The 12,822-nt window shown below is 66.6% G+C and carries 11 protein-coding genes; 9 read left to right on the top strand and 2 right to left on the bottom strand.

Features of this window, described 5'->3' with window-relative positions; all coding sequences use genetic code 11:
• The first annotated feature begins 111 nt into the window (after nt 1–111).
• The 5 genes from AC5I49_RS18815 (at nt 112) to AC5I49_RS18795 (ending at nt 5,851) form a co-directional block, all read left to right on the top strand.
• Nucleotides 112–1,116 carry a Bug family tripartite tricarboxylate transporter substrate binding protein gene (locus AC5I49_RS18815; protein WP_016451870.1) on the top strand — a complete coding sequence of 335 codons (1,005 nt, stop codon included), beginning with the start codon at nt 112–114 and terminating at the stop codon, nt 1,114–1,116.
• A gap of 187 nt (nt 1,117–1,303) precedes the next feature.
• Nucleotides 1,304–2,458, top strand: coding sequence for a hypothetical protein (locus tag AC5I49_RS18810; protein WP_228676823.1), 1,155 nt, complete (start codon nt 1,304–1,306; stop codon nt 2,456–2,458).
• Complete coding sequence (locus AC5I49_RS18805; RefSeq protein WP_495789719.1) at nt 2,449–3,588, top strand: hypothetical protein; 1,140 nt, start codon at nt 2,449–2,451, stop codon at nt 3,586–3,588. Before AC5I49_RS18810 ends, AC5I49_RS18805 begins: the two co-directional genes overlap by 10 nt.
• A 128-nt stretch (nt 3,589–3,716) precedes the next feature.
• Nucleotides 3,717–4,370 (top strand): hypothetical protein, encoded by a 654-nt coding sequence (locus AC5I49_RS18800; RefSeq protein WP_495789718.1) that lies wholly within the window; start codon nt 3,717–3,719, stop codon nt 4,368–4,370.
• Nucleotides 4,371–4,396: 26 nt separating this feature from the next.
• Nucleotides 4,397–5,851 (top strand): CsgG/HfaB family protein, encoded by a 1,455-nt coding sequence (locus AC5I49_RS18795; RefSeq protein WP_495789717.1) that lies wholly within the window; start codon nt 4,397–4,399, stop codon nt 5,849–5,851.
• 50 nt (nt 5,852–5,901) lie between these two features.
• Here the strand turns inward: AC5I49_RS18795 and AC5I49_RS18790 are convergent, their stop codons facing one another.
• Together AC5I49_RS18790 and AC5I49_RS18785 are read right to left on the bottom strand one after the other, a co-directional pair.
• Entirely contained in the window at nt 5,902–6,543 is a 642-nt protein-coding gene (locus AC5I49_RS18790) for a histidine phosphatase family protein (RefSeq protein ID WP_133072442.1), read from the bottom strand.
• A 203-nt stretch (nt 6,544–6,746) separates the two neighbouring features.
• Entirely contained in the window at nt 6,747–7,238 is a 492-nt protein-coding gene (locus AC5I49_RS18785) for a YjjA family protein (RefSeq protein WP_016446524.1), read from the bottom strand.
• Nucleotides 7,239–7,592: 354 nt separating this feature from the next.
• Here AC5I49_RS18785 and AC5I49_RS18780 point away from each other — a divergent pair, with 354 nt between their 5' ends.
• Genes AC5I49_RS18780 through AC5I49_RS18765 form a run of 4 tightly spaced genes read left to right on the top strand, consistent with a single transcriptional unit; the run spans nt 7,593 to nt 12,816 of the window.
• Nucleotides 7,593–9,185 carry an ABC transporter substrate-binding protein gene (locus AC5I49_RS18780; RefSeq protein ID WP_046238591.1) on the top strand — a complete coding sequence of 531 codons (1,593 nt, stop codon included), beginning with the start codon at nt 7,593–7,595 and terminating at the stop codon, nt 9,183–9,185.
• Between the two features lie 6 nt (nt 9,186–9,191).
• Nucleotides 9,192–10,157 (top strand): ABC transporter permease, encoded by a 966-nt coding sequence (locus tag AC5I49_RS18775; protein WP_016446522.1) that lies wholly within the window; start codon nt 9,192–9,194, stop codon nt 10,155–10,157.
• Nucleotides 10,154–11,092: an ABC transporter permease gene (locus AC5I49_RS18770; protein WP_012203172.1), complete on the top strand. Its 939-nt coding sequence runs from the start codon at nt 10,154–10,156 to the stop codon at nt 11,090–11,092. The genes AC5I49_RS18775 and AC5I49_RS18770 overlap by 4 nt, the downstream gene beginning before the upstream one ends.
• Nucleotides 11,089–12,816, top strand: a complete 1,728-nt coding sequence (locus AC5I49_RS18765; RefSeq protein WP_495789716.1) for a dipeptide ABC transporter ATP-binding protein — start codon at nt 11,089–11,091, stop codon at nt 12,814–12,816. The genes AC5I49_RS18770 and AC5I49_RS18765 overlap by 4 nt, the downstream gene beginning before the upstream one ends.
• Nucleotides 12,817–12,822: the final 6 nt, after the last annotated feature.

The raw sequence follows: 12,822 nt of genomic DNA, 5'->3' as shown, positions 1-12,822 counted from the left end.
TGCACCCTATGGCAGAATCGCCCGCTTTCCACGCGCTGGCCGTCCCTGCCCTGCAGGCCATTGCCAGCCCGCACCGCCTTCGCCGGCATGCGCCGCGCATGCCCACGCTCCATGCACCTGTCCCGACGCTCCCTGCTATCGGCTGCAGCCTCAGTGGCTGCGGCCCTTGCTACTGCACCCGCCGCCCATGCCGCGCCGGGCGCGGGCAAGCCCTGGCCGGCAGGCGGGCCCATCACGCTGATCGTGCCCTTCGGCGCGGGCAGCGATGTGGACGCCACGGCGCGGCTGGTGGCCGAAAAGCTGGGTGCGCGGCTGCGCCAGTCGGTGGTGGTGGACAACGTGCCGGCCTCCGGCGGCGTGCTGGGCGTGAGCAAGGTGGCGCGCTCGCATGCCGATGGCTACACGCTGCTGCTGGGCTTTGACGGGCCGGTGAGCATTGCGCAACTGGTGAACTCCTCCGTGCGCTATGACGCCGAGCGTGATCTGGCTCCCGTGGGCCTGACTTCGGTGGCGCCCATGGTGATCGTGGCCCGCCCTGGCCTGCCCGTGCACAACCTCAACGAGCTGATCAGCATGGCCCGCGCCCGGCCCGGCGCGCTGACCTATGCCACGCCGGGCGTGGGCACGGTGCTGCACCTGGCCATGGAGCGGCTGCAGGAGCGTGCCCGCATCCGCCTGGTCCATGTGCCCTATCGTGGCGTAGCACAGGTCACCAGCGAGGTCATGGGCGGCCAGGTCGATCTGGGCATTCTGATGACCACCGGCGCCACGCCGCTGGTGCAGCAGAAAAAGCTGGAAGGCGTGGGCGTGACCTCGGCACAGCGCATCGACGTGATTCCCGAGGTGATGAGCTTTGCGGAGGCTCCTGATTTGAAGGGCTTCGAGCTGGAAGCCTGGACCGGCCTGTTCGCCCCCGCCCGCACGCCCGAACCCGTGGTCAGCCGCCTGGCCGCCGAACTGGCCGAGGTGCTGAAGCTGCCCGAGGTCCGCAAGCGCCTGCAGGACAGCGGTGCCACGCCCGGCTCGGGCACGCCGGCCACGTTCGCCCAGTTCCTGAAGAAGGAAAAGGCGAGCTATACGCAGATTGTCAAGTCCGCCAATATCCAGGTGGAATAGGCCGCGCTGACGGTCAGCGGGTGACCGCTTTTTTCCATTGAATGAAGACTGGGCCGGCGAAATCGGCGGCATTGTCTGCAGTCGCCTTTGTGCGCCGAGTGCCACGTATTGGTGTGTGAAATCTGTTACCCTCCGCTTACATTTTTAAGGGGGCGGTGTGGGGGTGGAGAAAATCATGCGCCGGGCCATGGCATGGCTCTGGCTTTTTGCGCTTGCAGCGTCGGGCGCTGCAATGGCCGAGGACCGGCCCAATGTCACTTTTGCGGGAGTCGCCTATTCGGGCGATGCCAGTTCGCAGCAGCAGCGATTCCCTTATTCAAAGCAGTATGAGAGCCGCCTGAAGGCCGCCGGACACAGTGCCTATGCGCGGGCACTGGCATTCGTGCAGCAGGCGCCTGCACAGCATCTGCAGATATCCACCAATCCCATCGATGAGCTCAAGGGGCGCGACCAGGCCCTGGTGGTTTCTCTGGTGCTCAATTCCGAGACGGTCTCCGTGGAAAGCTTTGGCGGCGTGCGCAAGCTGTTCATCCTGATTCGTGGACAGGCCCTGTTTTTTGACTTCAAGTCCATGACGGCGGTGCGTTCGTATCCGCTCAGCTTTGCCTTCATCGACAACCTGCGCCACGAGCCGTCGCAAGAGGAAATCATGGAGCGCGTGACCAAGGTATACGAAGGCGCGGGAGGCAAGCCCGGCATCTTCGGCCGTTTTGCCCAGGTGCTGGCCACGGCCACCGTGCCCTCGCAGACGCCGCGTTTCCTGCAGGTCACCGATATCCAGATTCCCGCCGCCATGGCCGAGATGCTGCCCGGCTATCTGCAGGACCCGCAGGTGCACAAGACCTGGGCCGCCGATATCGTGGGCGAGGCCATTTCCAGCCGCATTGGTGTGCCCATCATTCCTTTTGCCATGGGCTATGCCGTGGGCAATGTGATGCGCATGCAGGTGCTTGACGGAGAGGTCTACACGCTGCAGCTGCCCAGTGCCGACTACGCCATCAGCGTCGATTTCAAGGGATTCAAGAAGCTCAAGTTCAAGGAGTCCAGCGCCGGCACCAGCTATGTCTACGGCACCTTTGCCGATATGCGCATCCAGGAACCCAATGGGCCGGTGTTTCTCGGCGCCTCGCTGAAGAACGCGGAAGTGAAGGTAGTGCCTTCCACGCAAACCCATGTCGATGATTTTCCGGCGTTCTATGACTCGCTCAACGGCCTTTTCGTGAAGCTGGCCGAGACGGTGGCGGCTGGACGGGGCAATGACTGGCTCAAGTCGGCTGCGGCCGAGAGCGACATCGAAGCGCAAATTGTCAAAACAAAAGACCTGATGAATCTATGCAAGTAATCCAGAAAATCCTCCTGTGCCTTTCCATGGCGCTGTTCGCGGCCGGTGCGGGCGCGCAGGTGCAGCAGGCACGCGGCAAGGCATCGGTCAGCTACCAGGATTCAAAGGTCAGCCCGCAGGACAAGGAGCGTGCGCTGATGGTGGCCCAGCTCAAGGCCGTGGAGTTCTACTACGCCGAAGCGGGCCAGTCGGAGGCCGAGAATTTCGACGCCGTGCGCGACAAGATCCTGGCCAACCCCGATCGCTACATCCTTGAGCACACCGTGCTCAGCGAAGAGGACAACGCCGACAGAAAGCAGTACACGGTCTCCGTGCGCGTGGCGCTGAACGTGGCCAATCTGCGCAATGCCGTCAAGGCCAACTCTGCCGTGGCCAGGGGCGGTCCCGCAGGCCGGTCGCCGCTGGCCTTCATGTTCGTCTCGCGCCAGGTGGCCACGACCAAGTCCTTCGATGACCGTGTCTACAAGCGCGTGGACGAGACCGAGGACGTCAAGGCCCAGGTCAGCGCTTCCGAAAAGGGCAGCGAGGGTGAATCCATCCGTGGCGGACGCATCAGCACGAATGCCTCCACGGCGACCTCGGGCAACGCCTCGGTCAAGAGCAGCCGCACTTCCGAAACCGGCGGCAGCACGACGCGCCGCTCGGCCGAGTCCACCTGGCGCGTGATCCCCAGCGCCAACCTGGCCCAGGTCTTTTCCTCCAACTTCGCCAAGGCCGGCTTCAAGGTGTCAGAGGCTGCCATGGTGGAGCCCTACACGGGCGGCCACTTCAAGGTCGCGGCCGTGGAGAACGACTACAAGAGCGGCATGGACCTGCAGCCCTCGACCCTTGCGGCCATGGTGGCCGGCATGCGCACGGCGCAGATTCCCTACATCGCCCTGGGCACGCTGGATGTGGGCATGGGCGAGCCCGATCCCCAGACCGGCCTGATGCGCGTGAGCGTGACGGTCAACGCCAAGATCCTGGACATCGCCCAGACCATTCCCGACACGATTGCCGCCGTCGGCCCGGTGCTGTATGCGGGCACCGGCCCGTCCGAGGATGAGGCGCGCAACAACGCGCTGAAGCTGGCCGCCAACAACGCGGCCCGCGATCTCACCAGCCAGGTCACCAATCTGGGCCTGCGCTGAGCGCTGCGGCTTCCAAGGTCCGGCTGCCATGCAGCCGGACCTTTTTCCTTTCGTTCGTTTTCCACGCTTTCCACGTTTTTATCTTCGCCGTCCGTGTTCACGGACTGCTGCAACCCGAGTCCATCTCCATGAAAAAGCTCTTCACCACCGTCGCCGTTGCCGCCGCCATGGCCAGCCCCGCCCTGACACAGGCCATGCCCTCCATCCCGGGTGTCGGCAAGCTCATGGGCGGCAGCGGCTCTGCCGACGTGGCCGGCCAGGGCGACGCCCTGGTGCGCAGCTATGTGGGCGCCAGCAAGGAGGTGCTCAGCGCCAATGCCAAGATGGCCACGGCCCTGGGCCTGAAGGAGCAGGCCGCCAGCGCCGCCAGCACGGCGGACAGCCTGGGCGATGGCGCCACCATCGGCGCGCTGGGCGATGGCAACAAGGTGGTCTCGGACACCAGCGGCGCGATTGCCGAGTCCATGGCGAAGAAGCCCGTGCTCGATGCCGCCTCCAAGGCCACCTTCGCCGAGGGGCTGGTGCACCTGGTCAACGGCAGCGTGAAGTACGCCGGCATGGGCAAGGATGTGTCGGTCATGGGCAAGAGCCTGCAAAGCGCCAACCCCATGCAGCTGACCAAGCTCACCTCCGCGGCCTGGGTGGTGTCCAAGTTCCCCGGCTCGGCCTCCGACCTGTTCAGCACCGTGCAGACGGCCATTGCCTTCGCGCGGGCCAACGACATCGAGGTGCCGGCCAATGCGGCTGACGCCACGGCCGCGCTGGGCACGCTCAAGCTGTGATCCGGTACAGGCAAGGAGCACTTTCTATGCGTATCCGCATCATTGCGGCCGTCGTGGCTGCCTGCGCCGCCATGTCCGGCTGTGGCGACAAGCCGTCCGAGCAGCCCAGGACCGACGCGCCTGAACAACCCCAAAGCGTCGCCCCGCCCGTGCCCGACGTGGGCAGGCTGGAGACCGTCGAGGTCCAGGTCATCGGCCTGGGCCAGTCCCCTGGCGAAGCCATGGCGCAGGCGCTGCAGATGGCGCTGCTGCAGGTCAATGGCGCCGTGATCCAGTCCGCCTCGGTCACGGCCAAGTACGGCCTCGACGTGGCGCTGGGGCAGGACGCCGCCTCGCTGCGCGCCAGCGCCTTCGCCGAGGTGGTCAAGCAAAAGTCCGGTGGCGTCATCCAGTCGGTCCAGGTGGTGGATCTGGAGGAACCCAAGCCCTGGGCCAAGCGCTACAAGTACACCATCAAGGCCAACATTTCCAAGTTCAAGCCTTCGGCCGAGATGCAGAAGATCAAGGTCGTTGTGGGGCCGGTGCGCTTCGAGCAGGCCTCGCTGCCCATGGGCGACCGCAGCGTCTCCGCCGCCGAGGTGGGTGCAACGCTGAGGCAACGCATCAGCGACGCCCTGGTGCAGACAGGCCGCTTTGCCGTGCTGGACCGCGAATTCAGCCCCGAGATCGAGCAGGAACTGGCCATCATCGCCACGGGCCAGGCGCCCAGTGCCGAGCTGGCCAAGCTGTCCCAGGCTGCCAGCGCCGATCTGGTGTGGAGCGCCCGTGTCAGCAGCTTTGCCTACAACCGCCATGCCCGCCAGCTCAAGACCAGCGACCGCCAGCTGGTGAGCTACTCGGGCGGCTGGGCCCTGTCGCAGAAGCTGGTGAACGTGGCCACGCGCCAGGTCACGGCCTCGGATTCGCTGCGCGGCTCCGTCCCTTCCACGGCACCGACCACGCTGGGCGCGGGCGTGGATGGCGACAAGGTCATGACCGACATGAGCGATGCGCTGGTCGCCGGCGTGGTCAGCTCCATCCTGCAGCGCACCTTTCCGCTGACCGTGGTCGCCCGCGATGGCGAAAGCGTGGTGCTGAGCCAGGGCGGCCAGGCCGTGAAGGAGGGCGCGCGCTACCAGGTGGTGGCCATGGGCAAGGAGATGAAGGACCCGCAGACCGGGCAAAGCCTGGGGCGCCTGGAGTCACCGTGCTGCGAACTGGTGGTCGATCGCGTGACCCCCAACCTCTCCTACGGCCACCTGGAGAACATGCGCGGCGGCATGGAAGACCTGCCACCGGGCGGGCTGCAGGTGCGTGAAGTACTGAAGGCATCCGCTGCACCGGTTCTGGCCGCACAGGCTGCAGCAGGTGATGCGGCCGCGGACGCTGAGCCCCAGGCCGCACCGGCACGTGCTGCACAACCGTCCGCAGCACGCCGCGCGGCATCGCCCGCCAAGGAGGCCGATGCCCCGGTCGGCAAGAAGGACGACGACAACTGGTAAGCGACAAGCGGCGGGGAGGTGCGCTGCGGCGCCCTTCCCCGTGCGGGTGCTTAGCTGAAAACCTCGTCGCGCGCACCGCCTTCCAGGTGCTGCACATCGCCCCAGCCGACCAGGCCCAGGCCCTGGGGCGTCCACAGCAGGCGGTTGATGGCCGCGTTGCCCAGCGCCCAGGTGCGTGGTGCCTGCACTTCCTGGTGCGTGGCCAGGCGGTAGAGCACATCCATCACGCCGCCATGCGCCACGATCACGATCTGCTCGCCTGCGTGGCGGCCGGCCAGGCGGTCCACCGTGGCCGAGATGCGGTCGCGCAGCATCAGCAGCGACTCGCCGCCGCCAGCGGGCACGAACTCGGGATCGCGCTTGCGCCAGCGCAGCGCGTCCTCCGGGTGGGACGCCTCGATATCGTTGAAGGTCTGGCCCTCGAAGCTGCCGAAGCAGCGTTCGCGCAGGCCCTTGTCGGCCGTCAGCGTCGCCCCCGTGCTTGCGGCCACGGCCTCGGCCGTGGCATAGGCACGCAGAAGGTCGCTGCTGTAGATGGCGGCCACCGGCTCACCCGCCAGGGCCTTGCCGGCCTGGGCGGCCTGCCAAAGTCCCATGTCGTTCAGAGGAATGTCCAGATGGCCCTGGATGCGGGCGTCCACATTCCAGGCGGTTTCTCCGTGGCGGATGGCAATGATGCGCGTGGCTTGCATGAGGGGCTGGCGTGGGGTGCTGCAAAAAGAGCAGGCATTGTCCCGCAAGCCAGGCAAGCCTGCTACGCGCGCCGCCGTTGAAACTGGCGCGGCCCAACTCAGGGACGCCGAGCAAGAGCCGCCTCGCGGCGGGGGCGCCCAGCCGAAGGCGTCGTCCCCCTCCGCGAAGCGAGAAGGGGGAAGCGGCGCAGCCGCTCAGGGGGTCAGATCAGCGATTTAGCGTTGTCCAGCACGAAGTCGCAGGCCTTTTCCTTGAGGTCGCCCTTGAGCTTGTCGATGCTGAAGCTCTTGCCGTTGGAGCCGGTGACCAGGCCGCCCAGGCCGTTCTGGAATCCCGTGTCCTTGGGCTCTTCCTGCTTTTGCATGCCCAGCTTGCCCAGCAACTGGTCCTTGACCTGGGCCGCCTTGTCGGCATTGAGGTAGTTGTTCTTCATGCAGTAGGAGATGACGCCTGCCGCATTGCCGGCCGTGGCCGAGGGGCTCAGGCCCAGGGCGGACAGCGCGCCCGCACCGCCTGCCCCCGCACCCAGCATGCCGCCAAGGCCGGAGCCGGCGCCTTCGCTGCTGGCGGCGGCCTTGTCACCGCCAAGGCCCGAGGCCTGGCGAAGCGAGTCGCCCAGGCCCGACGCCTGGGCAGGCAGGGCGCCCAGGCCCAGCATGGCGCACAGCAGTGCGCTGGCAATGGATGTCTTCATGGATGCTTCCTTTCCGCGGCAACCCGCAGGCTCGATACAGGGCCTGAAATTAGCACGCCGTGCGGCGCAGACCTGTGCCCGATTGCAAACCTTTGCCAGAGCGGGCCGTTTTGGTCTTTCGCGTTTTCACTAGCTGTCAAAGCCGTTGGCCTGTCCATGATGGCCGCACACCATTGGCGGGCCGCGGCGGCAGTCTTGTTATTTGGAAATGGCTTTTAAGTATAAAAATCAATTCAACAAGCTGAAAAAGTTATTTAAAGTGGGGCGCACCTATATGGCCCGCTTCTTGCGGCGCCCGGGCTGCTGCGTCGCATGGCCGCCGCCCTTCCAATCAATCCACAGGGGAGCAGACAAATGATCATGAAGATTCTGGGCAGTTCTTTGCTGGCCGCAGGCCTGTTGACCTCGGCCGCGCTGGCCCAGGCCGAGACCGTGCGCTGGGCGCGCGGCTCCGATCCGACTTCGCTGGACCCGCATGCCTTCAACGTGGGCACCAATTTCGTGCTGCTGCACCAGATCTACGAAACCCTGGTCATCCGCTCGGCCGACGGCAAGCTGGTGCCCACGCTGGCGACCTCGTGGAAGATGACCTCCGACCCGTCGGTCTGGGAGTTCAAGCTGCGCCCCAACGTCAAGTTCCATGACGGCACGCCGTTCACGGCGCGCGACGTGGTCTTCTCGCTGAACCGCGCCAAGGGCGAGAACGCCCAGGTCAAGTCCCTGCTGTCCTCGATGGAGGAGGCCAAGGCCGTGGACGATCTCACGGTGCAGGTGAAGACCAAGGGCCCGAACCTGATCTTCCCCGACAACCTGACCAATCTCTTCATCATGAGCGAGAAGTGGTCCAAGGCCAACGGCGCCGAGACTACGCAGGACACGGCCAGCAAGACCGAGAACGGCGCCACGCGCGCGGCCAACGGCACGGGCGCCTATGTGCTGGCCAGCCGCGAGGTCGATTCCCGGACGGTGATGAAGCTCAACCCCGACTACTGGGGCAAGGGCCAGTTCCCGCTGCAGGTGACCGAGCTGATCTACCTGCCCATCAAGTCCCCGGCCACGCGCGTGGCGGCCCTGCTGTCGGGCGAGGTGGATTTCGCCCAGGACATTCCCGCGCAGGACGTGGCGCGCCTGAAGCAGGACAAGCGCCTGCGCATCAATGAAGGCCCCGAGAACCGCTCCATCTTCCTGGGCCTGAACGTGGGTGCGGCCGAGCTCAAGAGCAGCAACGTCAAGGGCAAGAATCCGCTGGCCGATCCCAAGGTGCGCCAGGCCATCGAGCTGGCCATCGACCGCGATGCGATCAAGCGCTCGGTGATGCGCGGCCTGTCGATTCCCACGGGGGTGATCGCGCCGTCGTTCGTCAACGGGTACGACAAGGCCTTTGCGGCCTATCCCAAGGCGGATGCCGCCAAGGCCAAGCAACTGCTGGCCGAGGCGGGCTACCCCAACGGCTTCACCATCACGCTGAACACGCCCAACGACCGCTATGTGAACGACGAGGCCATCGCCACGGCGGTGGCCGGTTTCCTGGGCCGCATCGGCATCAAGACCGAAGTCTCGGCCCGGCCGATCGCCATGCACAGCGTGTCGCTGACCAAGGCGGACAGCGACTTCTACCTGTACGGCTGGGGCGTGCCCACCTACGACTCGGCCTACATCTTCGACTTCCTGGTGCATACGCGCGGCAAGGACAGCCGTGGCGCGCAGAACGCGACGCACTACAGCAATGCCGATGTGGATGCCAAGATCCTGTCCCTGTCCTCGGAGAGCGACAAGGCAAAGCGCGATGCCACCATCAAGAGCATCTGGGAGACCGTGCAAAAGGAGCGCTTCTACATTGCGCTGCATGACCAGGTGATCCACTTCGCGTCCGTGCCCCGGCTCAATGTGCCCGTGCACCCGGACAACGCGCTGCACTTCAAGTTCGTCAAGTTCGAGAAGAAGTAAGCGCCGATGCTGGTCCATCTGCTGCGCCGGCTGGGCCAGTCCGCCCTGGTCCTGCTGGCCGTCTCCTTTGTCTCGTTCATGGTGTTCCGCCATATCGGCGATCCCACGATCAGCCTGCTGGGCGAGGACGCGACGGTTGCCGAGCGCGAGGCGCTGACGGAAAGCCTGGGCTTCAACAAGCCCGTGCCGCTGCAGTACCTGGCTTACGTGGGCAAGGTGCTGCAGGGCGACCTGGGCATCTCCTACCGGCTCAAGCGCCCCGTGACCGAGATCATTGCCGAGCGCCTGCCCGCCACGCTGGAGCTGGCGATGACGGCGGCGCTGTTCGCCCTGGTCATCGGCGTGGCGCTGGGCGTGTACACGGCCATACGGCGCGAGGGATGGCTGAGCCGCTCGATCATGACGGTGTCGCTGGTGGGCGTGTCCCTGCCCACCTTCCTGATCGGCATCGCCCTGATCTACCTGTTTGCCGTGGAGCTGCGCTGGCTGCCGTCCTTCGGGCGCGGCGAGACGGTGAAGCTGGGCGGCTGGGAGACCGGGCTGCTGACGGCTTCGGGCTGGTCGGCGCTGATCCTGCCGGCCATCACGCTGGGCTTCTACAACATGACCCTGATCATGCGCCTGGTGCGCGCCGAGATGCTGGAGGTGCTGCGCGCCGACTACATGCGCTTCGGCCGTGCGCGCGGGCTGCGTGAGCGCGATCTGTACTTCGGCCATGCGCTGCGCAATACCCTGATTCCCGTGATCACCATTGCGGGCCTGCAGATCGGCTCGCTGATCGCCTTTGCCATCGTCACCGAGACCGTGTTCCAGTGGCCCGGCGTGGGCCTGCTGTTCATCTCCTCCATCCAGGGTGTGGACGTGCCGCTGATCGCCGCCTACCTGATGTTCATCGCGCTGCTGTACGTGGGCATCAACCTGCTCGTCGATTTCCTGTACGTGATTGTGGACCCCCGCTTGAGAAACCGATGACCGATTCCGCCAAACAAGCAATCCCTCCCACGGGCTGGCGCGCCAGCGACTCGCCGGTCAAGCGCGCGTTTGCACGCTCGCGCCTGGTGCAGGCGGCGGCGCTGGTGCTGGCGCTGATCGTGGCGGCCACGCTGCTGTCGCCCTGGCTGGCCTGGCAGAACCCCTTCGATCCGGCCAATCTGGACCTGATGGATGCCTTCACGCCGCCGGGCCAGGCGGGCACCAGCGGCACGCTGTACGCGCTGGGCTCGGACGACCAGGGCCGCGATGTCTGGAGCGCCATCCTCTACGGGCTGCGCATGTCGGTGCTGGTGGGCGTGTCGGCCGTGGGGCTGTCCCTGCTGATCGGCGTGCCGCTGGGCCTGGTCTGCGGCTATGCGGGCGGCTGGTTCGACACGCTGATGATGCGCATCGCCGATGTGCAGCTGACCTTTCCCGTGATCCTGGTGGCGCTGCTGGTCTTCGGCATCGCACGCGGCCTGCTGCCCGAGGGCTACCGCGACGACATGGCGGTCTTCGTGATCATCGTGGCCATCGGCCTGTCCGACTGGGTGCAGTACGCGCGCACCGTGCGCGGCGCGGTGATGGTGGAAAAGCACAAGGACTACGTGCTGGCGGCCCAGCTCATAGGCCGCAGCCGCGTGGCCATCCTTGTGCGCCACATCCTGCCCAACCTGCTGGCGCCCATTCTGGTGATCGCCACCATCAGCTTCGCGCATGCCATCGTGGCCGAGTCCACGCTGTCCTACCTGGGCGTGGGCCTGCCGCCCACCCAGCCTTCGCTGGGCACGCTGATCCGCATCGGCCAGGGCTTCCTGTTCTCGGGCGAGTGGTGGATATTGCTGTTCCCCTCGCTGGTGCTGCTGGCGCTGGCGCTGTCCGTCAACCTCGTCGGCGACTGGCTGCGCGACGCACTGAACCCCAAGCTGCAATGAGCACGATACAAGAATCCGGGCAGCCCCCTGCACAGCCTCCGGTGCTGAGCGTTCGCGGCCTGTCCGTCACCTTCGACACCTACAAGGGCCCCGTGCAGGTGCTGGACGATGTGTCCTTCGACATCGCGCCCGGCGAGATCCTGGGCGTGGTCGGCGAGTCTGGCGCGGGCAAGTCCATGACGGGCGCCGCCGTGATCGGCCTGATCGAGCCGCCGGGCCGCATCTCGGCCGGCACGGTGCAGTTGCGCGGCGAGCGCATCGACACGCTGCGCGGCGAGGACCTGCGGCGCATACGCGGCCGGCGCATAGGCTCCATCTTCCAGGACCCGCTGACCAGCCTGAACCCGGTCTATACCGTGGGCCGGCACCTGGTGGAGACCATCCGCACGCACCTGCCCGTCTCCGAGAAGGAAGCCGAGGCACGCGCGCTGGCCCTGCTCGAAGAGGTGGAGATCCCGCAGGCGCGCGAGCGCATGGCCCAGTATCCGCACCAGTTCTCGGGCGGCATGCGCCAGCGCGTGGCCATCGCCCTGGCGCTGTGCGCCGAGCCCGAACTCATCATTGCCGACGAGCCCACCACGGCGCTGGACGTGTCCGTGCAGGCGCAGATCATTGCCCTGCTGCGCCGCGTGTGCAAGGAGCGCGGCGCGGCCGCCATGCTGATCACGCACGACATGGGCGTCATCGCCGAGACGGCCGACCGCGTCATGGTCATGTACCAGGGCCGCGTGCTGGAAACCGGCCCCGTGCGCCAGGTGCTGGACGCGCCGCAGCAGCCCTACACCCAGGTGCTGATGGGCGCCATTCCCAGCGTGCACCACCGCGTGCAGCGCCTGCCCGTGCCCGAGGTGGGCGGCGGCCCGGCCGCGCCCGCCGTGCCCTGGCAGCCCGGGGCCGGTGCGCAGGAGCCCGCGGCTGCCCTGCTGGAGGTCAGGGATCTGTGCAAGGAGTTCGACCTGTCCAGCGGCTGGCTGGCCCGGCTGCTGGCGCGCGAGGACAAAAAGATCCTCAAGGCCGTGGACGGCGTCGGCTTTTCGATCCGCAGGGGCTCCACCTTCGGCCTGGTCGGCGAGTCCGGTTCGGGCAAATCCACGGTGGCGCGCATGGTGGCCGGGCTGACGCCGCCCACCAGCGGCACCGTACTGTTCGACGGCGTGGACAAGTGGAGCCCGGCCGCCCAGACCGTGGCCATGCGCCGGCGCTTCCAGATGATCTTCCAGGACCCGTATGCCAGCCTGAACCCGCGCTGGACCGTGCAGGAACTGATTGCCGAGCCCCTGCAGGTGCTGGCCCTCACGGCCGGCAAGGACGAGACGGCCGAGCGCGTGCAGGAGGCGCTGCGCCGCGTGCGCATGAAGCCCGACGATGCGCGCAAGTATCCGCACCAGTTCTCGGGCGGGCAGCGCCAGCGCATCGCCATCGCGCGCGCCCTGGCCAGCCGGCCCGAGTTCATCATCTGCGACGAACCCACCTCGGCGCTGGACGTCTCGGTCCAGGCCCAGGTGCTCAACCTCATGCGCGACCTGCAGGAGGAGTTCGGCCTGACCTATCTGCTGATCAGCCACAACCTGGCCGTGATCCGCCACATGTGCGACGACATCGGCGTCATGCAGCGCGGCCGCCTGGTCGAGACCGGCGAGGCCGGCGCCGTGCTCGATGCGCCGCAGCATGCATACACGCGCGCGCTGATGGCTGCCGTGCCTGATATGGAGCATGTGCACTGAGGCAAG

Source organism: Delftia sp., from assembly GCF_059499305.1.
Note: the sequence above shows the minus strand (reverse complement) of the source record. Positions and strands in the feature narration are given on the sequence as shown.

Excerpts from the sequence above, each read along its gene's own strand:
- AC5I49_RS18780 (WP_046238591.1), top strand. The coding sequence starts at position 7,593 with ATGATCATGAAGATTCTGGGCAGTTCTTTGCTGGCCGCAGGCCTGTTG.
- AC5I49_RS18785 (WP_016446524.1), bottom strand. The coding sequence starts at position 7,238 with ATGAAGACATCCATTGCCAGCGCACTGCTGTGCGCCATGCTGGGCCTG.
- AC5I49_RS18805 (WP_495789719.1), top strand. The coding sequence starts at position 2,449 with ATGCAAGTAATCCAGAAAATCCTCCTGTGCCTTTCCATGGCGCTGTTC.
- AC5I49_RS18800 (WP_495789718.1), top strand. The coding sequence starts at position 3,717 with ATGAAAAAGCTCTTCACCACCGTCGCCGTTGCCGCCGCCATGGCCAGC.
- AC5I49_RS18790 (WP_133072442.1), bottom strand. The coding sequence starts at position 6,543 with ATGCAAGCCACGCGCATCATTGCCATCCGCCACGGAGAAACCGCCTGG.
- AC5I49_RS18795 (WP_495789717.1), top strand. The coding sequence starts at position 4,397 with ATGCGTATCCGCATCATTGCGGCCGTCGTGGCTGCCTGCGCCGCCATG.
- AC5I49_RS18810 (WP_228676823.1), top strand. The coding sequence starts at position 1,304 with ATGGCATGGCTCTGGCTTTTTGCGCTTGCAGCGTCGGGCGCTGCAATG.
- AC5I49_RS18770 (WP_012203172.1), top strand. The coding sequence starts at position 10,154 with ATGACCGATTCCGCCAAACAAGCAATCCCTCCCACGGGCTGGCGCGCC.
- AC5I49_RS18815 (WP_016451870.1), top strand. The coding sequence starts at position 112 with ATGCACCTGTCCCGACGCTCCCTGCTATCGGCTGCAGCCTCAGTGGCT.
- AC5I49_RS18765 (WP_495789716.1), top strand. The coding sequence starts at position 11,089 with ATGAGCACGATACAAGAATCCGGGCAGCCCCCTGCACAGCCTCCGGTG.
- AC5I49_RS18775 (WP_016446522.1), top strand. The coding sequence starts at position 9,192 with ATGCTGGTCCATCTGCTGCGCCGGCTGGGCCAGTCCGCCCTGGTCCTG.